This is a genomic window from Halosimplex aquaticum (assembly GCF_028747785.1).
Taxonomy (GTDB): Archaea; Halobacteriota; Halobacteria; order Halobacteriales; family Haloarculaceae; genus Halosimplex; species Halosimplex aquaticum.
The window spans coordinates 1,893,997-1,914,245 of sequence record NZ_CP118158.1 but is presented as its reverse complement, the minus strand read 5'-3'; the positions used below and the strand labels follow the sequence as shown (position 1 = coordinate 1,914,245).

Sequence of the window (20,249 nt, the reverse complement as noted above, 5' to 3'; positions counted from 1 at the left end):
AACCGCCGCATGACCCAACTTTACGACGATGAACCGACGGAGCTTCCTCCACTCCGCGACGGGCGCCGCTGCGCTCGGACTCGCCGGCTGTCTCGGTGACGGCGGCGGGACCGACGCGACCGACACCCGGGCGACCGAACCGTCGCCCGCGACGGCGTCTCCCACCGACGAGAACTCACAGACTACCAGTCCCACGGCGTCCCCGACCGCGACACCCGACGGACCGAGCGGCGTCTACGTCCAGTCGTTCCGCGAGACGATGGTGATGCCGGGGACGAAGACGGCCGGCGACTACCGCTTCGCCCTGCTGATCGCGGTCCCCCACCGCTTCTGGACGGTCACCCTCGCCGAGCGCTCGGTGACGCCCATCCGCGACGGCGACGACGTTCACCTGATGGCGACCGTCTGGGACCCGGCGACGGGGACGGTCCTGCCCGATTCGAACCTCTCGGTCGAGATCGCTCGCGACGGCGAGTTGGTCTCTCAGGAGGTCATCTACCCGATGCTCTCCCAGCGGATGGGGTTCCACTACGGCGCGAACTTCGGGCTCGAGGGCGACGGGACCTACACCGCGCGGCTCAGCGTCGGCGGCGTGAGCGCGCGGACGACCGGCGCGTTCGCCGACCGGTTCGGCGACGGCGAGACCGCCGAAATCAAGTTCGAGTGGTCCAAACAGGTCCGCGAGCAACTGAAGACCGAACAGCTCGACGCGGCTGGCAAACGCGGCGCGCTCGCGCCGATGGAGATGGGCGAGCTCCCACAGCCGCTGGCGGCCGAGCCCGCCGACCTCCCCGGGACGGTCCACGGCACCGGCCGCAGCGACGACGCGAAACTCGTCGCGACGCACCTCTCCGCCGACGCGGCGAGCCGGTTCACCGACGGCGACCCCTACCTGGCGATATCGGCCCGGACGCCGTTCAACCGCCTGGTCCTGCCCGCGATGGGGCTGTCGGCGACGGTCGCGCGGGGCGGCGAGACCGTCTTCGAGGGGCAACTCCGCCGGACGCTCGACCCCGACCTGGGGTATCACTACGGCGCGGCCGTCCCGGAAGCGCCCCAGTCGGACGACGAGATCACCGTCTCCGTGGACACGCCGCCGCAGCTGGCGCGCCACGAGGGGTACGAACGGGCGTTCCTGCAGATGGAGCCGGCGACGATCACCGCCTGACATGCTCGGGAACGCCTCTCGCCGGGTCGCGGCGGTTCTCGTGCTGGCCGTCGTCCTCGCGACGCCGGTCGCGGTGGCGACGGTCTCGGCGCACGGCGACCACGTCGCCGCGGACTCCCAGATGACCGGTGACGGCACCGTCGTCGTCGAGACGGTGTCGGCGCTGACGCCGGGGTTCGTCGTTCTCCGCGCCGACGACGGGGGGACGCCGGGCGAGTCGCTCGGCCACACCTACGTCGGGCGGACGCCGGACATGACGTACATGTCGAGCGTCCCGGTTTCCGTCGACGAGTCCGCCTGGGCGGAGTGGTCCGGCAACAGGACGGTCTGGGCGGTCCTCCACGACGACATGGACGGCAACGGGGAGTTCGACGCCGGGACCGACACCTCGGCGGCGATACGCAGTGCCGCCGCGCAGACGAAGATAACCGTCAGGAAGAGCGACAGCGCGGAGGCGCGGGTCCTCGGCGCGCGGTTCGACCCCCAGCCCGTGGGCGACGGGACGCTGACGGTCCGGCGGGTCGACCTCCCCGCGTCCGGCCACGTCTCGGTCCGCCCGGTCGGGACGAACGAGACGATCGGCTCGCAGTCGCTCGCGGCCGGCAGCCACGAGAACGTCACCGTCGAACTCGACGAGTCGTACGTCGCCGATCAGTCGAGGGATTTCCGCGTCCACGTCGTCGCCCACCGCGACGACGGCGACGGTAGTTTCGGCCCCGAGGACCCGCCGATCACCGCCGGGGACCGGACCGTCGGCACGTACCTCGTGGTGTCGCCCGACGCCGAGACCGACGACGGACCGGTGATCAACACGCCCACGGTGACGACCGCGCCGGGCGGCTCCGCGACGCCGTCGGCGTCCGCGACCGCCTCGGCGACTGCGTCGGATCCGGCCACGACCGATCCGGCCGGTGAGTCGACCTCCAGCGAGACCGACGCCGCGACCGGAACGGCGGCCGACGGCCCCGGGTTCGGCGTCGCCCTCGCCGTGCTGGTGGTCGTACTGAGTCTCGTCGCCGCACGCTCCCATCGCCGGTAGTTGGCTTCGGTCTCGCCGCGTGTCACCAATCCACACCTGCCGCGCGTATGGTTGGAATCGCAACGTCCATTTCCGAGCGGTCCCGTACTCCCAGTGATGGCTCCCCGCACGCCCGACCCCTCCCGGCGCGAGTTCGTCAAGGCCGCCGTCGCCATCGGCGGGTCCGCCGCGCTGTCGGCCTGCCTCGACCGCGAGGGCGACGCCGCGACGCCGACGGGCACGGACCCGTCGGCCCGCCCCTCCCGCCAGCACGCCTGGAACGACGCCCTCTCGACGGACGAGCACGGCAACCACGTCCCGCCGCGCCACCACCTCCTCCTGTACCTCGACTACGCCGGCGACGGAACGCCGACCGCCGACGACCGGGAGCGGACCGAAGCCGCCTTCCGGTCGCTGGAGCGCGCGTTCGCCCGCAGCAACGACGGCCTGCTGTTCACCGTCGGCTACGCGCCGGCGTACTTCGAGCGGTTCGACGCCGCGCTCCCCGACAGCGTCGACCTGCCCGCTCCCGAGGCGCTCTCGACGTTCGAGGATCCCGCGCTCGACGAGCCGGACGCCATCTTGCACCTCGCCAGCGACAGGGGTTCGGCCCTGCTCGCCGCCGAGGAAGGCCTGCTCGGTGAGCGGAGCGAGATCAACGGCGTCGAGATGGAGGCGGACCTGTCCGGCGTCTTCGCGGAGGCGTCGCTGGCGGGGGACGGCCCCGCCCGACGGACCGGATTCATCGGCGAGGGCCTCCCGGCCGAGAACGCGGACGTGGAGGGGATCCCCGACCCCGACGCCGTCCCCGACGACGCGCCGCTGTTCATGGGCTTCGAGTCCGGGTTCGAGAAGAACCAGGCCAGCGAGGACCGCGTGACCCTCGAATCGGGGCCCTTCGCCGGGGGCACGACTCAGCACGTCTCGAAGATCCGCCTGCGCCTGGACGACTGGTACGGCGAGCAGGACCACGACGACCGGGTCGCCGAGATGTTCTGCCCCGTCCACGCCGAGGAGGGCCGCGTGGAGGGGACCGGCGAGAACCTCGGGAACGACAACGGCGTCGGCGAGTGCGTCGACGACATCGAGGCCCACGCCCGGGAGTACGGCCGCGTCGGCCACGCCCAGAAGAACGCCCGGGTCCGCGAGGACGGCTCGCCGATCATCCTCCGGCGGGACTTCGATTCGACCGACGACGGCGAGGCGGGACTGCACTTCCTCGCCTTACAGGAGGGCATCTCCGACTTCGTCGCGACCCGTTCGGCGATGAACGGCACCGACCTCGCGGACAATCCCGCGGTCCGCCAGCGGGTCAACAACGGCATCCTGGAGTACATCTTCGTCCGCCGCCGCGGGAACTTCCTCCTGCCGCCCCGCGGACACCGGGCGCTCCCGCGTCCGGACCCGTGAGCGAGCGAGAACCGCGACGGCGAACCGCTGGACCGCCGCCGCTCAGACGTAGTCGCCTTCGACGCGGATCGTGACGGCCTCGTCGCCGACCACGAGGTCGTAGTGGCCTGGCTCGACGCGGTGACCGTCGCCGGGGGCGTAGACGCCCAACTGCTCGACGGGGACGTTCACTGAGACGGTCGCCTCCTCGCCCGCGTCGAGATCGACGCGCTCGAACGCCTGCAGGCGCCGCTCTGGCATGACGAGTGTCTTCGATTCGGTCCTGCTGTAGACCTGAACGATCTCGGTGCCCGCGCGGTCGCCGACGTTCTCGACGGCGACCGAGACCTCGGCGGTGTCGCCGGGGCCGAGGACTTCCTCTGCGACGACGGGCTGGTCGGTCTCGAACTCGGTGTAGGTCAGCCCGTGGCCGAACGGGTACAGCGGGTCGTAGGAGTCGGGATGCTCCGAATCGCCGATGGGTCGGGGCTGGTGGAGGTGGTCGTGGTGGACGTCGACCTGCGTGCCCGAGCGCGGGACGGTGATCGGGAGGCGACCGCTGGGGTCGTTCTCGCCGACGAGCGTCTCGGCGACGGCCTTCCCGCCCATCGTCCCGGGGAAGTACGCCATCAGGACCGCCTCGGCCTGCTCGTCGAGGCGCTCGACGGCCAGCGGGCGGCCGGTGACGAGGACGCCGACGACGGGCGTCCCGGTCTCGGCGACGGCGTCGACGAGTTCCTGCTGGGCCTCGGGGATGTCGATCTGCTCGCGCGTCGGGAACTCGCCGGTCTCGGTGCGCGGGCCGCCGGCGCCGAACTCGTGGAGGTACCACCCCTCGCCGAGCGCGAGGACGGCCACGTCTGCGTCGGCGGCCTGTTCGGCGGCCGCCTCGACGTCGATGGTCTCGTGGAGGCCCGCGCCCTGTTCGTGGGTCACGTCGCCGTCGACGTGGGCGCGGATCTCTTCGAGGATCGTCGTCCCGTCGACGTGTTCCTCGGACTCGACGGACCAGCCGCCGACCTGATGGACGAGGTTGTCGGCGTTCGGGCCGCCGACGAAGACGTCCTCGTCGCCCGAGAGGGGGAGGAAGTCGTCGTTCTTGCAGAGCGTGAGCGAGTCGCGGACGACCTCTAGCGCGCTCTGCTGGTGGTCCGCGGCGCCGACCGTGTCGAGGGCCTCGCGCTTGTCGACGTAGGGGTCCTCGAACAGCCCCATCCGGAACTTGCGTTCGAGGACGCGCTCGACGCTCGCGTCGAGGACCGACTCGGCGAGGTCACCCGACTCGACGAGGTCGACCAGCTCCTCGGCTTCGAGGTCGTTCCCCACGGAGGCGACGTCGAGGCCGGCGGTCCGCGCGTCGTAGGTCGCCTCGCGCAGGTCGGCCGCGGTCTTGTGGTCGTCGGTGAGGTGACGGACGCCGCCCCAGTCGGAGACGATGGTGCCGTCGAAGCCCAGGTCGCCGCGCAGCAGGTCGGTGAGCCAGCGCGCCGAGCCGTGGACGGGTTCGCCGTTGATCGAGTTGTAACAGGGCATCACCGACTCGACGCCGGCGTCGAGCGCGGCCTCGAACGGCGGGACGAACGTGTTGCGGAGTTTGTACTCCGAGACATCGACCGGCGCGGCGTCCTCGCCGCGCTCGGGCTCGCTGTAGGCCGGGAAGTGCTTGGCCGTCGAGACGACGGTGTCCTCGGCCTCCAGGCCGTCGCCCTGGTAGCCCCGCACCTTCGCGGCGGCCATCTCGGCGACCAGCCGCGGGCTCTCGCCGAACGTCTCGAAGACCCGCCCCCAGCGGGGGTCGCGGCCCACGTCGCAGGTCGGCGAGTAGTTCTGGTGGGCGCCGGTCGCGGCGATCTCCGTCGCGGTGATCGACGCGCCCTCCTCGATCGCGTCGGGGTTCCACGTCGCCGCCGCGCCGAGGCCGTTGGGGAACACCGTCGCGTCCGCGACGTACGCGTGTCCGTGGACGGCGTCGACGTTGAGGAACAGCGGGATGCCGAGGCGCGTCTCCTCGGTCGCGACCTCCTGGAGTTCGTTGACGATGTCGACGATCTCGCCGACCTCGGTCCCGGCGGACCCGCCCCACCCGAACGGGGCCGCGCAGCCGAGGTGTTTCTCCCTGATCAGGTCTTTCACGTCGTCGACGTCGAGCTCGCGGTGCATGGTCCCCGCCCACGTCCCCACGAGCTGGCCGGCCTTCTCTTCGAGCGTCATGCGCTCGAGCAGATCCGAGACGCGCCGCGAAACCGGGAGTTTCGACTGTTGATACTCGGCCTCCCGTCCACTCTCTGGCATGTTCGGATGGATATCTGTCACCTATATAAATATTGCGAGGCGCTGTCGAACGCCTCACGGCGGCGTTCACTCGGGCGGTACGGGAAGTCCGGGCTCGACAATCGGTTTCGCGGTCGCTCCGGGGAGTGTCGGATCGGTAGTCGACTGATACTGAGTCCTCCCCAGACGAACGCCGACCGCCCGTCGCCCTCGGACCGACAGCCGATCGTCCCGCGCCCGAGCTAAAGACTTATATGTGATCCCCGAAACGAACTCGCTACCGGGGCGTTTGCTCGTCGGAAATCCCCCGTTCGAGCCCGGATCTGGGTCAGTTGTGGGCGACTGTTGGGTGATATTCGGGTCCTACTTGGGTGGATGATCCACAACATTTATTTACTATGGATGTACGGAATTTAGTGAGTCATGGCAAGCGATAACAGCGACTACAGAGACGTAATTAGCCGCCGTCGGTTCGTCGAACTGACAGGCGTGTCGGGTGCTGCCGCGCTTGCGGGGTGTGGTGGCGGTGGCGGGACGGACACTCCCGAAGACGGGGGTAGTGACGGTGGCGACGGTACTGGTGACGGTGGAACCAGTGGCGGAGACGGTGGGTCGACCGACGTCAAGGACGTCACGCTCGTGGGCGCGACTAACAACGGCGTCCCGTCGGACCTCCATTTCAACACGTACGCGACCCAGAACGTGGGGACGTACATGACGTACGACCTGTTCGACCAGTACATGAAGTACGACGCCGCGAACGGGGAGTTCATCCCGTACGCGATCAGCGATTACACCATCGACGGGACGACGGTGACGCTGAACATCCGCGAGGACCTCGTCTGGCACAACGGTGACGACGTCACCTCCGAGGACCTCCTCACGCAGTTCGAGATGCTGACGCTGGTCAACGACCCCGTCTCGGACTTCGTCGACAGCTGGAAGGCCGACGGCGACAAGACGGTCGTCCTGGAACTGGCCGGAGACACGAACGAGACGATCCTGCTTCACCAGCTGGCCCAGCTCCGCATCGACGCGAAGTCGGAGATCTTCTCCCAGTTCGAGGGCGACGCCGAGGGCCTGCAGGGCTTCCAGTGGCACGGGAAAGACCAGAAAGTCATCGGGAGCGGCCCGTGGCAGTTCGACAACAAGGACAACCAGCAGGCCACGCTGACCCGCTTCGGCGACCACCCGGACGCCAGCGGGATCAACTTCAACGAGTACCAGTACCTCTACCGCGACGGCAACGAGCAGGGCCATCAGGGGCTGCTCGGCGGCGAACTCGACGTGCACATCAGCCTGTTCGCGCCGCCGCCAGTCGTCGACAACTTCCCGGACCACGTCGTCGAGGCGAACCCGCCGGCCAAGTGGGGGTACGGGATCTGTTTCAACCACGACGACCCGCACTTCGGCCAGCGGAAGGTCCGCCAGGCCGTCGCGCACATCGTCAACCGCGAGGACATCGTCAAGAACGCGGGACCGCGCACGAAGGTCGCGACCTCGGTCCCCTGCGGCATCACGCCGGACGACATCGACCGCTGGATCGGCGACTCGAAGGACAGCTTCGAGAGTTACGGCGTCGCCTCCTCGCAGAACAAGAAGGCCGCCAAGCTCATGCGCGAGGCCGGCTACGAGGGCGAGGTCGGCGGCTCGTGGTCGAAGGACGGCAAGAAGCTCTCCGTCGACTTCATCTCCCCGGCGGGCTGGACCGACTGGACGACGGCCACCGAGTCGGTCGTCGACCAGCTCTCCTCGTTCGGGATCGAGGCGACGGTCAACACGCTGCCGGGCAGCGACTGGACGAACGCGTTCGTCAACGGCAACTTCAGCATGGGCGCTCGCCCGTGGACGCCGGGCGGCCCGCGCTCGTCGTTCCCGTACTTCGTCCTGCGCCACCAGCTGCTCGCCACCGCGTTCGACGGCGGGCACAACTACCCGGCCGACAAGGAGTTCACGCTCTCGGGCGGCCCGAACGGCGAGGTGACCCTCAACCCGAAATCGGCCGTCCAGAAACTCGCGACGACCACCGACGAGAAGGAGGTCCAGAGCCTCATCTCGAACCTGGCCTACCACAACAACCAGGAGCTTCCCTTCCTGTCCGTGGTCGGGAAGCTAGAGCAGTCCTGGCTGACCAACGACGACTGGAAGGTCCCCTCGGAAGACGCGGACATTCTCCAGATCAAGTGGCCGGCCAACTGGCTGCCGCGTCGGGGCAAGCTGCAGGCGAAATAAGCGGTCCGCGACAACCGCTCACATAAATTTTATTGGCGCAACTGCCAACCATAAACCATGAGCAATTACTACCTGAGACGAACAGCCAGAGTGTTCGTCACCATCTATCTGGTGGCGACGCTGACCTTCGGACTGATCCGCCTGCTCCCGGGCGGGCCCTACTCCCAGTTGCGGAACAGCCTCCGCAGGCAGGGGATGTCATCCCAGGAGATCGAGGCGCGGATCAAAGCGCTGCAGAACATCAATCCGGACACGCCGCTGTGGCAACAGTACATCGACTACATGGCCGGCCTCGTCCAGGGGAACCTGGGCCAGTCGATCCACTATCAGGAGCCGGTCGCGGACATCATCGCCAGGGCCGCCCCGTGGACGATATTCGTCGTCGGCGTCTCGACGGTCCTCGTGTTCGGCTTCGGGATCGTCTTCGGCGCGCTGCAAGCGTACTGGGAAGGGTCGCGGTTCGACCGCGCGCTGACGGTGCTTTCGATCAGCGTCATGTCGGTCCCCTTCTACGTCTACGCCATCCTGCTGCTCTACGTCCTGAGCTACCAGATGGGGATCACGCCGACCGCGGGGACGGTCGGCTCCGAATATCGGGGTGAGAACCTTTCGATCGGGTTCGTCATCAGCGCGCTCCAGCACGCGTTCCTGCCGATCCTCTCGTACACGGTCGCGGAAGCGGGGATCCAGATGCTCGCCATGCGGGGCAACAGCATCCAGGTCCTCGGGAAGGACTACGTACGCGTCGCGCGACTGCGCGGCATCGCCGACACCCGGATCGCCACGCGGTACGTGGCACGCAACGCCGTGCTCCCGATGTACACGGGATTCCTGCTCCTGCTCGGCTTCCGCCTGGGCGGGACGGTGATCCTCGAGGACATCTTCTCGTACACGGGGCTGGGCTACTACCTGTTCGACGCGCTTGACAGCAACGACTACCCGCTGATGATGGGCACGTTCCTCATCATCACGGTGGCGCTGGTCGTCGGCGTCTACATCGCCGACCTGACCTACGGCAAGATCGACCCGCGGGTCAAATCGGGTGAGTCCAATGAAGCGTTCTGAGATGGACTCCACGGTCGGCGGCGTCGACTGGACCAGCGACGACTCCTCGGCGCCGGACCTGTCCCGGAGCGACCGCGCCCGGGAGTTCTACGAGGAGAGCATCTACAAGCCCGCCGTCGTCGCCTGGAGCGACACGCGGACCCGCATCGGCCTCCTGCTGATGAGCGTCTACGTGCTGATGGCGGCCGTCGCCGTCGCCGGCCTGTGGCGGACGCCGAAGTCCAGCCAGGCGCCCGAGCGGTACATGCAGCCGTTCCAGAACTGGGCGTACCCGCTGGGGTCGACGAACTCGGGCGTCGACATCCTGGCGCTGATCATCCACTCGACCGACGAGATGCTGCTGATGATCCTCGCCGGCGGCGTCTGGGCGACCGGCCTGGCCGTCGTCGTCGGCACCCTCGCGGGGTACAAGGGCGGGACCATCGACCGCGTGTTGATGTCCTTCTCCGACCTCGTGATGGCGATCCCCGGCCTCCCGCTGGTGATCATCCTCGCGTTCACGTTCAACCCGCGCAACCCCATCTTCGTCGGGATCATCATCAACATCAACTACTGGGCCGGCCTCGGCCGGTCGCTGCGCTCGCAGGTGCTGACGATCCGCGAGGAGAGCTACGTCGAGGCCTCGCGCACGATGGGGGTGTCGACGCCCCGGATCCTCCGGAAGGACGTCATCCCCAACCTGATGCCGTACATCACGGTCAACTTCGTGTTCGCGGCCCGGTACGTGGTGTTCGCCTCGGTCGGCCTGTTCTTCCTGGGCGTGTTGCCCTACACGGACTCCAACTGGGGCGTGACGCTCGCGTCGGCGTACCGCGGCGGCGCGCTGTTCGCGCCGGAGGCGGCCCACTGGCTGATCGCGCCGATGCTCGCCATCGGCCTGCTCTCGCTGGCACTGATCCTCCTCGGACAGGGGCTCGACCGCGTGTTCAACCCGCGCGTCCGCACCCGTCTGGCCGGGGAGTCCGAATCGACCGCGGCCGAAGAAGACGAAGACACCTTCGGCGGGAAGGTGATGTGAGATGGCTACGACAGACCAACAATCGCACTTCACGACTGACGACCCGATCGTCGAGGTCCGCAACCTCAAGGTGACCTACGACGACGGCGAAACGTACGTGCTGGACGACGTGAGCATGGACATCGAGCGCCGGGAGATCCTCGGCGTCGTCGGCGAGTCCGGCTCGGGCAAGTCGATGTTCGCCTCGGCGATGCTCGACGCGATCCCGGATCCGGGCCTCCTCAGTGGGAAGGTCCTCTACCACAAGGGCGACGGCGAGACCGTCGACGTGCTCGAACTCGACCACGAGGAGCTCTACAAGTTCCGCTGGGAGGAGATCTCCATGGTCTTCCAGGGCGCGATGAGCTCGTTCAACCCGACGATGAAGGTCGGGGCGCACTTCCGGGAGACGCTGAAGGCCCACGACAAGAACGTCGACCAGGGCATGCAGTTCGCCCGGGAACTGCTCGAAGACCTCTATCTGGACCCCGAGCGCGTGCTCGGCTCGTACTCCCACGAGCTCTCCGGCGGGATGCAACAGCGGGCGCTCATCGCCCTGAGCATCGTCCTCGAACCGGAGGTGCTGGTGATGGACGAGCCGACGGCGGCGCTGGATCTGCTGATGCAGCGGTCGATCCTGATGCTGCTGAAGGACCTCCAGCAGAAGTACGACCTGACGATGGTGTTCATCACGCACGACCTGCCGCTGGTCGCCTCGCTCGCCAGCCGCATGGGCGTGATGTACGCCTTCCAGATGATCGAGATCGGCCCGCGCGACGAGGTCATCGGCGACGCCGGGCACCCCTACACGCGGGCGCTGCTGAACGCGACGCCGAACCTCGACGCGCCGCTGGAGGAGATGAAACCCATCGAGGGCCAGAGCCCGGCGCCGGTGAACGTGCCCGACGGCTGCTCGTACCACCCGCGCTGTCCGCTCGCCGACGACAAGTGCGTCAGCGAGGACCCCGGGTTCTACACCGTCTCCGACGGTCACGGCGCCGCCTGCCACCACTGGGAGGCCGCCAAGGCCGAGATCCCCCTCAACTTCGAGTCCGCGGGGGACACCGGCGGCGACAGCGACGTCGCGGCCGACGGGGGTGAACTACGATGAGCGACGCGCGACAGCCCGCGAGCGGCGCGAGCATCGACGAGCGCGACGAGGAACCGGTCCTCTCGCTGACCGACGTCGAGGTCCACTTCGAGGAGGAGCAGGGCATCATCGAGTCCTTCCGCGAGGACCCCCAGATCGTGCAGGCGGTCAACGGCGTCTCGCTCGACATCTACGAGAAGGACGTCGTCACGCTGGTCGGCGAGTCCGGCTGCGGGAAGACGACCCTCGGCAAGACCTGCATCGGCCTGCAGGAGCCGACGGGCGGCACCGTCGAGTACCGCGGCACGGACATCTGGGAGGCCAAGCGGGGCAACGCAGACGTCCCGTTCTCGGAGATCCGCAAGTCGCTGCAGATCATCCACCAGGACCCGGGGAGTTCGCTCAATCCCAACCGGCGGATCGTCGAGATCCTCGCCGAGCCGATCAAGCAGACCCACCCGAACCTCGGGTCGAGCCAGCGCCGCGAGCGCATCTACTCGCTGCTCGAACGCGTCGGGATGAACCCGGCGGCGGACTTCGCCGACCGATACCCCCACCAGCTCTCGGGCGGCGAGCAACAGCGGGTCGCGCTCGGTCGCGCGCTGCTGATGAACCCGGACGTCATCCTCGCCGACGAGGCCATCAGCGCGCTCGACGTCTCGCTGCGCGTCGAGATGATGGACCTGATGCTCGAACTCCAGGAGGAGTTCGACACCTCGTACGTGTTCATCAGCCACGACCTCTCGAACGCCCGCTACTTTAGCGAACACGGCGGCGGGCGCATCGGCGTGATGTACCTCGGCGAGATCGCCGAGATCGGGTCGGCCCAGCGGATGATCGACGACCCGCACCACCCGTACACGAACGTCCTGCGGTGGGCGACACCGGATCTCGGCCTCGACGCCGAACAGGCCGGCGAACCGCCGATGCGGAAGATCGACGTGCCGGACCCGGTGAACCCACCGTCGGGGTGTCGCTTCCACACCCGCTGCCCGGAGGCCCGCGAGGCCTGCGTGAGCGAGGAACCGGACCTCTACGAGGTCGAGGGCGCCGAGCAGGCCACCGCCTGCTTCCGCGAGCTAGAGGACCACGAGTACTGGTCGAGCCCCGAACTCGAAGACTGACCCGCCGGCGCTGACCGGCACTGCGGCGCGCTCTCTTTTCGCGGTCCGCGTTTCCCACTACCTTCATTGCGGGCCGTCCCCTCCCGTCGGGTATGTCTGCACGCGAGAGCATCGTGAACGCGGCCTGCAGCCAGCGCCAGCAGGCCAAGCCGCTCCTGCTCGTCCTCGCAGTGTTGACCGCGCTGCTGGTCTTCTCGCTGTTCTACCTCGAACCGAAGACGCCGGCTTACAACATCGCGCTTGTCGACGCCGGGATCCTGGCCGTCGGATTCGCTCTGTTCGGAGGCACGTTCTGGTACTGTACGCGCCGCGAGATGAACGAGGAGGAGACTATCGGCGAACGGTACAGAGAGGGCGAGAGCGAGCGAGACGACTCGTAGCCGAAGAACAACCGGGTCATTTTCGAGAACGCGACGATCGAGATGGAGAACGGTCCAGACGGAGACGAGAACCAGTGGGACGTATCTGAGAATCGACGAGTCGTTACCGAGAACCGACGGGCCGTTGTCGAGAACCGACGAAATGGAACGGGAGCCGACGAGAGGTCTCGCCGCCGGTCAGGCCGTTTCGAGGTAGTCGGCCGTCTCCGCGGCGAGGTCGCGGACGTCCTCGTCGTCGTCGGTCTCGGCGACCTCGCGGAGGCGGTCGACAGTCTCGGTCGCCCCCGCGAAGCCGAGCGTCCGGACGGCGCGGGCGCGCAGCATCTCGTCGCCGTGGTCGAGGCAGTCGGCGATCGCGTCGACCGCGGGGGCGACCGCGTCGGGGTCGTCCTCCGCGACAGCGTTGAGCGTGTCGAGGGCGGCGCCGACGACGTTCGGGTCGGGGTCTGCGAGGAGGGCGGCCACTTCGTCGACGAGGCCCGCGACCGCGTCGGGGTCGTCCTCCGCGACGGCGACGACGACGTTGGCGAGCGCGGCCCGCGCGACGACGCGCTTCTGGGCTTCCTCCTTGTTGGCTCGCGCGACGTTCTCGGCGGCCACGTCGTCGGCCGCCTGGGCCGCTTCGGCGTGCTCTTCGAGGTCGGACTGGACGTACGTCCCCTCGGCGTCGGCGACGGCGGCGACCAGTCGCCCCACGTAGGGGGCGACCGCGGCCGGGCGGTCGACGACGACGTTCCCGAGGACTCGGGCACCGACCATGCGGACGCCGCCGAGGTCGCTCTCGGCGAAGTCGACGACGGGATCGAGGTCGCCGCGGACCGCCTCGGGGTGGGCTTCCGAGAGCGACACGAGGGCGGTTCCGGCGTGGCGGGCGACCGCCAGGCTGTCGTCGGCCAGGCGAGCGACGATGTCGTCGGCCAGCGGGCGGACCGCGTCGGCGTCGCGGGCCGCGAGCGTCGCACAGACGCGGGTGCCGCGCTGGCGGACGACGGGGTCGTCCGATCCGAGCGCGGCGCGTACCTCCTCGTCGTCGACGTCGGCCGCGGTCAGCGATTCGAGATCGACATCCGCGAGTGGCGCGGTAGACCCGTCAGACATGTCTACTGCTCACCCCCGGCAGTCGTATATACGTGGCGGTCAGTCCGGTGTGGCTTCCCCGAAGCGGCCGGCCGTCGACGCCGCGAAGTCCCGCAGCGGCGGGTGTGAGTTTGGAAAAGAGTTTTGCCGCGTGAATCGTTACCAGAAGTGATGCAATCGGATCGGGAGCGTGGGATACCACGACGCCAGTTTGTCAGATCGGCAGTGGCTATCGGGGGGTCGAGCGCGTTGTCTGCCTGCCTGTCTCGCGAGCGGTCGCTGCTCGGCGACGAGGAGACGGCGGAACCGACGGCGGAGGACTCGGAGACGGACGCGGGGCCGGAGTCGCGGATGGTCCCCCGGGGCGACCCCTCGGCGCTCCCGGATGCCATCCACAAGTGGAGCGAGTACCTCGTGCTAGACGCGCACGGCAACACCGTCCCTCCGCAGCAGCAGCTGGTACTCGGTCTCTCCTACGAGGGGTCGAACCCGCCGACTGCGGAGGAGCGCGAGCAGGTCGACGCCGCCTTCGAGACGCTGGAGCGGGCCTTCCAGTGGGGCACCGGCGGCGCGACGGGCGCGACGTTCAACCGCGGGCTGCTCTACCTGATCGGCTACGCGCCGCGCTACTTCGAGCGGTTCGGCGACGTGCCGGATTCGCTCCTCCGCCCCGAGACGATGCTGGAGGAGGTCGGCGAGGACCCGGAGAAGACCGACGGGTTCGACGCGACGGTCGTCCTCACCAGCGACGTGGGCTCGGTCGTCCTCGCCGCCGAGGAGGCGCTCATGGGGCGCAAGGAGACCGTCAACGGGATCGAGGTGGAGGGGTCGCTCGACGGCGTCTTCTCCGTGGCCGAGCGCCGGACCGGCTTCGCCGGCAAGGGCATCCCCGCCGACAAACTCGACCACGAGGAGATCCCCGAGAGCGCGCCCCTCTCGATGGGCTTCAAGTCGGGCTTCACCGACAGCCTCCCCAGCGAGGACGGCGTGAAGATAGAGGAGGGGCCCTTCGCCGGCGGGACGACGCTCGCCCTCTCGCGTCTGCGCCTGAACCTCGACGAGTGGTACGACCACGACCACGAGGAGCGCACCGACCGGATGTTCTGCCCCGCCCACTCCTCCGAGGAGGTCGGCCCCGACGGTTCCGGGTTAGGGAGCGACAGCGGGATCACCGAGGAGGACGTCGACAACATCGAGGAGCACGCCGAGGAACACGGCGTCGTCGGCCACTCCCAGAAGGTCGCCCGCGCCCGCGGCGAGGACGACTTCTCGCCGAAGATCCTCCGTCGTTCGGAGGGGTTCGCGACCGACGCGCCCGAGCACACGGGCTTCAACTTCACCTCCGTCCAGCGGCGCCTGGAGTCGTTCGTCGAGGCGCGCAAGGCGATGAACGTCGAGGAGTACGACGTGGACGTGGCGCCCGAGGACCACGGCATCGTGAACTACGTCGAGACGGTGAACCGCGGCACCTACGTCGTCCCGACGCGCGAGAACCGCGCGCTCCCGGAGGGGTGAGTCGATGCGCGCCCTCCGTTCGGCCCGCGATTCCGCTGCTGATTCGACCGCTGGTCGCGTTCGCGCCCCCCTGATCCTCGCCGTCGCCGCGCTGGTCGTCCTCTCGGGGTGTTCCGGTGCGCTCGGCGACCTGGGCGGCGGGGGGAACGACTACCCCTCGGAACCGCTCACCTTCGAGAACGCCACCGCCGAGGCCGGCCTGAACTATCACGGGTCGGGCACGGGCGTCGGCGCCGGCAACAACGCCGTCTACGTCCTCGACTACGACCGCGACGGGTGGGACGACCTGCTCGCCATGGGCGGCGAGCGGCCCGTCCTCTACCACAACGCCGGCGGCGAGTTCGAGCGGGTCGCGTCGTTCCCGAACCTGACCGACTGGCACAAGAGCGCCTCCGTCGTCGACTACGACGGCGACGGGTGGGACGACCTCCTCTTCTTCCGGAAGGAGGCCCCGCCGGTCGCGCTCCACAACGACGACGGCACCTTCGAGCGAGCGGACGTGGGCATCGGCAACCTGACCTACCCGCTCGGGGCCGCCGCGGCCGACTACGACGGCGACGGCGACACCGACCTCTTCGTCTACCAGTCCGGCGACTGGCACGAGGACAAGCCCAAGGGCCACTTCTACCAGTCCGGCCACGTCCCGAACGACAACGGCAACCCGAACTTCCTCTACGAAAATACGGGCGACGGCACGTTCGAGCGCGTCGATGCAGAGGGCATCCGGGGCACTCGCTGGAGCCTCGCCGCGAGCTTCGTCGACTTCGACGGCGACGGCCGGCCGGACATCCACGTCGCGAACGACTACAACAACGACACCATCTACCTCAACCAGGGCGACGGCGAGTTCTCCCAGCGCCTGCTCGGCGGCGCGACGGCCCGCAACGGCATGGCCTCTGAGGTCGCGGACGTCAACGGCGACGGTCGGATGGACGTCTTCGTCACGAACATCTACATCCCCATCGACAAGCAGAAGATGGGCGAGGAGCGCTACGAGCGCCTCAAGCGGTTCCTCTCGTTCGTCATCAAGTCCGGCCGGACGGAGGGCAACACGCTGCTGATCAACCAGGGCGGCGGCGAGTTCGTCGACAAGGCGAGCGAGTACGGCGTCCGCCACGGCGGGTGGGGGTGGTCGGCCAGCCTCACCGACTTCGACAACGACGGCCGCCGGGACCTGATCCACAGCACCCAGCACACGGTGAAGGTCGACTACGAGGACCCGAAGTGGACGGTCCCGCAGGTCTGGCAGCGCAACGAGACCGGCTTCGCCCGCGTCAACAAGTCGGTCCACGGCATGAAACACCAGGACAGCCGCGGCATGACGACGCTCGACTACGACAACGACGGCGACCGCGACATCGTCCTCTCGACCTACGAGGGGCCGACGGTCCTCTACGAGAACACCGTCGACGGCGGCGCCGCCGTCCAGTTCGAGGTCGTCGACGGGGCGGGCGCGACCGCCCTCGGCGCGAACGTCACCGTCTCCGCCGGCGGCGAGGAGGTCGCCGTCGTCCGCCAGACCGACCAGAGCGACTTCCTCTCCCAGGAGAGCCGCGCGCTCCACGTCGGCCTCGGCGGCGCGGAGACGGCCACCCTCGACGTGACCTGGCCCGACGGCACGCAGAAATCCTTCGAGGTCGACGCCGGCGCCCGCTACCGCGTCGGCCCCGACGGCGTCGAGGCCGTGGCGAACCTCACGCACGCCGACGACGGGGACTGAGAGCCGTCGCGTTCGCTCCCGACTTCCGTTTCCCCACCGCTTAGACTCGCTCGCTGTGCATCCGTTCGCGGTCGCCCCGACCGCCGTTCCAGACGATCCGGACGAGCGACCCCTCGCTCGCCTGGACGACCGTGCTCTCGTTCTCGGTGACCGGGTCGGTCCAGTCCGTCGACCGGCTCACGCTGTCGACCGTCACTCTGATCTCCTCCGTCCGGACCGGTTCCCCGCCGGCGTGAGTCACGCGGACGGCGGTGTCGTTGATCCGCTCGACCGTCCAGTCCACATCGGGCGCGTCGCCGCCCGACGCGCCCCCGGCGAAGTTGAGCCCGACCACGACGAGGCCGGCGACGATGGCGAGCACTAGCGCCGCCCCGACCGCGTTCAGCGCCGTGTCGCCGTCCATGCTCTCACCTCTCTGCTGCAGCTAAATCAGCGTGCTGGCTACGAGTAGCTGTGATGGGTGGTTCCGACTCCGGTGGAGAACGAACGTGAACGAGGACAGCACGACAGCCTGCAGGACTCCCGTGACCGCAAACGGCGTGAAAGTCCCCGGTCCCTGCGGTTCCGGGGACACCGCGGTAGATACCCCGACCATTCGCGAGTTCATCTAGCCAGGAAGGGTTTTCAGGGACGCAGACGGACGCTCCGGTATGCGCTGGATACTGCGGGGGCTGATGGTCGTGGTCGGGGTGGTGACCCTGGCGGTGTATCTGGCCGGCGCGTACTTCATCTACCTGTTCGCGCGGTCGGTGTGGGCGCTCAGACCCCCGCTGTCGACGCTGGCGCTCTATCTCGGCGTGGCGACGGTCGTGTTCGCGTTCGTGAGCTACCAGGTGGGAACGGCCCAGATCCTCCGCGACCTGCAGGTCTGGCAGCTCCCGGACGGTCGGGCGCCGGCGCTGTATCGGCGGTTGGGCGCCTACAGCGACCGGATGGGGATCGAACGGCCCGACGTGCTCGTCGCGGAGATGGGCCAGCCGAACGCGCTGGCGCTCGGCGGCGGACTGGGCGCGGGCCACGTGATCGTCGACCGACGGCTGTTCGGACTGCTCACCCTCGACGAACTGTCGGCCATCTGCGCGCACGAACTGGCCCACATCGAGCGCAAGGACAGCCTCGTCCAGACGTTCGGGTACAGCGTCATGCAGACGCTGTCCGGAGTGGTGGTGCTCGTCCTGGCGCCGGTACTGGTGATCGGGGCGGGCGTCGCCCGCGGCGTGGCGTGGATCCGCGGGCGGCCGGAGGCCTGGTCGCGGACGGTCCCGGGGCGGGTCCAGCGGGCGGTGGTGGGGTCGGTCTCGCTGGTCTTCTTCGCGCTGACGCTGGCGCTGCTCGCCCACTCGCGCCGGCGGGAGTTCGCGGCCGACGACCGGGCGGCGGAGGTGACGGGCGACCCGCTCGCGCTGGCGCGGGCGCTGCGGAAGATCGAGCGGGCCAGCACGTCGCCGTGGTCGCTGCTGTCGCCGCTGTACGTCAACGGCGAGGACGAGGGCCCGCTGACGCGGATGCTGTCGACCCACCCCTCCACCGACGAGCGCGTCCAGCGACTCGTCGAGCGCTCGGAGGCCATGCGGCAAGTTCGAATCGAGCGGTGACGTCGGAACCGCCTTCAGGGCGGAGGTTCGTCGGCGTGGGGACCCGTCGAGCGCTTCGCTGCCGACGCGGCCCGATCCGCAGGGCCGAACGCAGACTGGCTCTGTTTCGTCTTCGAAAACCCTATACTCGCATCGGGACACTGACTAGCCAGCATGAGCGGATCTAACGAGGGGACTGTTCGGATCGGGTTGAACGGCTTCGGCCGCATCGGCCGCAACGTATTCCGCGCATCGCTGGGCGACCCGCGGGTCGAAGTCGTCGGTATCAACGACGTGATGGACGACGACGACATGGAGTACCTCGCGAAGTACGACACCGTCATGGGAACTCTCGACGGCGTCACTCTCGACGAGGGCGTGCTCACGGTCGACGGGACCGACTTCGCCGCGTCGATCCACGAGGAGACCGACCCGGCGCAGCTCCCGTGGGACGACCTCGACGTCGACGTGGCATTCGAGTGTACCGGCATCTTCCGCACCTACGACGACGCGAGCAAGCACTTGGAAGCGGGCGCCGACAAGGTCGTCATCTCCGCGCCGCCGAAGGGCGACAAGCCGGTCAAGCAGATCGTCTACGGCGTCAACCACGACGAGTACGACGGCGAGGACGTCGTCTCCAACGCCTCCTGCACGACGAACTCCATCACGCCCGTCGCGAAGGTGCTGGACGAGGAGTTCGGCATCGAGGCCGGCCAGCTGACGACCGTCCACGCCTACACTGGCTCGCAGAACCTCGTCGACGGCCCGAAGGCCAAGACCCGCCGCGGCCGCGCCGCCGCCGAGAACATCGTCCCGACCTCGACGGGCGCCGCGCAGGCCGCCACCGAGGTCCTGCCCGAACTGGAGGGCAAACTCGACGGGATGGCCATCCGCGTGCCCGTCCCGAACGGCTCGATCACGGAGTTCGTCGCCGACCTGAACGACGAGGTGACCGAGGGCGACGTCAACGAGGCGTTCCGCGAGGCCGCCGCGGGCGAACTTGAGGGCGTGCTCGGCGTCACCGACGACGAGGTCGTCTCTTCTGACATCCAGGGGACGCCGTACTCCTCGTACGTCGACCTGCAGTCGACGAACATCGTCAACGGCATGACGAAGATCCTCACTTGGTACGACAACGAGTTCGGTTTCTCCAACCGCATGCTCGACGTCGCCGAGTACGTCGCAGAGGACTGAATCGGCTCCGCGGCCCGACTTCTCTTCGCGCTTCGCCGGTACCCGAGCCGGTTCAGACGCCGTTTTCCGAGACGACCACGGTCACCGCGTCGTCGCTCCGCCCCATCGCCTGGACGGTCCAGCCGCGGGCCTCGACCGCTTCCCGCAGGTCGTCGGGCACGAGGTCCGGGTCGCCCGCGTCGCAGTGGACCCGGGGGAGGTACCGGCGCCAATCCGTCTCGGGTTCGCGGCGATGCTCCTCGGGCAGAGGCACTCGGCCGCTCGCCTCGCTCTCGAAGCCCTCGACGCGGTCGACCGTCTCGTAGCCCAGTTCGTGGAGGTCGTCTAGAATCGCGGCGAGTTCGTCGGACATCGGTGATCCCCTCTCCTGCCCGAACGACGTGTGTGTGAGGATACAAGTATTCCGGTACCCTGGGATCCGTCCGCAGGGACGTC

The 20,249-nt window shown here is 68.6% G+C and carries 17 protein-coding genes; 13 read left to right on the top strand and 4 right to left on the bottom strand.

What is annotated here, in order from left to right:
- Window positions 1–28 precede the first annotated feature (28 nt).
- From PSC72_RS09645 to PSC72_RS09635, 3 genes are all read left to right on the top strand, one after another.
- On the top strand, window positions 29–1,168 hold the full coding sequence (locus tag PSC72_RS09645) for an iron transporter (RefSeq protein WP_274325669.1): 1,140 nt from the start codon (window positions 29–31) through the stop codon (window positions 1,166–1,168).
- A gap of 1 nt (window position 1,169) precedes the next feature.
- Complete coding sequence (locus PSC72_RS09640) at window positions 1,170–2,207, top strand: DUF7282 domain-containing protein (RefSeq protein WP_274325668.1); 1,038 nt, start codon at window positions 1,170–1,172, stop codon at window positions 2,205–2,207.
- A gap of 96 nt (window positions 2,208–2,303) precedes the next feature.
- The gene (locus PSC72_RS09635; RefSeq protein ID WP_274325667.1) at window positions 2,304–3,596 is read left to right on the top strand and encodes a DUF7405 family protein; all 1,293 of its coding nucleotides are present in this window, start codon (window positions 2,304–2,306) and stop codon (window positions 3,594–3,596) included.
- Between the two features lie 42 nt (window positions 3,597–3,638).
- Here the strand turns inward: PSC72_RS09635 and PSC72_RS09630 are convergent, their stop codons facing one another.
- A complete protein-coding gene (locus PSC72_RS09630) occupies window positions 3,639–5,867 on the bottom strand; it encodes a glycoside hydrolase family 3 N-terminal domain-containing protein (protein ID WP_274325666.1) in 2,229 nt (742 codons plus the stop codon).
- 402 nt (window positions 5,868–6,269) lie between these two features.
- On the opposite strand from PSC72_RS09630, the gene PSC72_RS09625 reads away from it, so the two are divergent.
- The 6 genes from PSC72_RS09625 to PSC72_RS09600 all read left to right on the top strand — a co-directional run bounded on the left by PSC72_RS09625 (window position 6,270) and on the right by PSC72_RS09600 (window position 12,734).
- Entirely contained in the window at window positions 6,270–8,078 is a 1,809-nt protein-coding gene (locus tag PSC72_RS09625; protein ID WP_274325665.1) for an ABC transporter substrate-binding protein, read from the top strand.
- A gap of 57 nt (window positions 8,079–8,135) precedes the next feature.
- A complete protein-coding gene (locus tag PSC72_RS09620; protein ID WP_274325664.1) occupies window positions 8,136–9,143 on the top strand; it encodes an ABC transporter permease in 1,008 nt (335 codons plus the stop codon).
- Window positions 9,130–10,161, top strand: coding sequence for an ABC transporter permease (locus PSC72_RS09615; RefSeq protein ID WP_274325663.1), 1,032 nt, complete (start codon window positions 9,130–9,132; stop codon window positions 10,159–10,161). Before PSC72_RS09620 ends, PSC72_RS09615 begins: the two co-directional genes overlap by 14 nt.
- A 1-nt stretch (window position 10,162) precedes the next feature.
- Complete coding sequence (locus tag PSC72_RS09610; protein WP_274325662.1) at window positions 10,163–11,251, top strand: ABC transporter ATP-binding protein; 1,089 nt, start codon at window positions 10,163–10,165, stop codon at window positions 11,249–11,251.
- On the top strand, window positions 11,248–12,354 hold the full coding sequence (locus PSC72_RS09605) for an oligopeptide/dipeptide ABC transporter ATP-binding protein (protein WP_274325661.1): 1,107 nt from the start codon (window positions 11,248–11,250) through the stop codon (window positions 12,352–12,354). The genes PSC72_RS09610 and PSC72_RS09605 overlap by 4 nt, the downstream gene beginning before the upstream one ends.
- A 92-nt stretch (window positions 12,355–12,446) precedes the next feature.
- Entirely contained in the window at window positions 12,447–12,734 is a 288-nt protein-coding gene (locus PSC72_RS09600; RefSeq protein WP_274325660.1) for a hypothetical protein, read from the top strand.
- A gap of 177 nt (window positions 12,735–12,911) precedes the next feature.
- On the opposite strand, the gene PSC72_RS09595 is transcribed toward PSC72_RS09600, so the two are convergent.
- Window positions 12,912–13,832: a HEAT repeat domain-containing protein gene (locus PSC72_RS09595; RefSeq protein WP_274325659.1), complete on the bottom strand. Its 921-nt coding sequence runs from the start codon at window positions 13,830–13,832 to the stop codon at window positions 12,912–12,914.
- Window positions 13,833–13,982: 150 nt separating this feature from the next.
- On the opposite strand from PSC72_RS09595, the gene PSC72_RS09590 reads away from it, so the two are divergent.
- Together PSC72_RS09590 and PSC72_RS09585 are read left to right on the top strand one after the other, a co-directional pair.
- Window positions 13,983–15,326, top strand: coding sequence for a DUF7405 family protein (locus PSC72_RS09590; RefSeq protein WP_274325658.1), 1,344 nt, complete (start codon window positions 13,983–13,985; stop codon window positions 15,324–15,326).
- A 4-nt stretch (window positions 15,327–15,330) separates the two neighbouring features.
- Window positions 15,331–17,046: a CRTAC1 family protein gene (locus PSC72_RS09585; RefSeq protein ID WP_274325657.1), complete on the top strand. Its 1,716-nt coding sequence runs from the start codon at window positions 15,331–15,333 to the stop codon at window positions 17,044–17,046.
- Between the two features lie 40 nt (window positions 17,047–17,086).
- On the opposite strand, the gene PSC72_RS09580 is transcribed toward PSC72_RS09585, so the two are convergent.
- Entirely contained in the window at window positions 17,087–17,449 is a 363-nt protein-coding gene (locus PSC72_RS09580; RefSeq protein WP_274325656.1) for a hypothetical protein, read from the bottom strand.
- Window positions 17,450–17,696: 247 nt separating this feature from the next.
- On the opposite strand from PSC72_RS09580, the gene PSC72_RS09575 reads away from it, so the two are divergent.
- Window positions 17,697–18,641, top strand: a complete 945-nt coding sequence (locus PSC72_RS09575; RefSeq protein WP_274325655.1) for a M48 family metallopeptidase — start codon at window positions 17,697–17,699, stop codon at window positions 18,639–18,641.
- A gap of 153 nt (window positions 18,642–18,794) precedes the next feature.
- Window positions 18,795–19,814 (top strand): type I glyceraldehyde-3-phosphate dehydrogenase, encoded by a 1,020-nt coding sequence (gene gap, locus PSC72_RS09570; protein ID WP_274325654.1) that lies wholly within the window; start codon window positions 18,795–18,797, stop codon window positions 19,812–19,814.
- Between the two features lie 52 nt (window positions 19,815–19,866).
- Here gap and PSC72_RS09565 read toward each other — a convergent pair whose 3' ends face one another.
- The gene (locus PSC72_RS09565) at window positions 19,867–20,166 is read right to left on the bottom strand and encodes a hypothetical protein (protein WP_274325653.1); all 300 of its coding nucleotides are present in this window, start codon (window positions 20,164–20,166) and stop codon (window positions 19,867–19,869) included.
- Window positions 20,167–20,249: the final 83 nt, after the last annotated feature.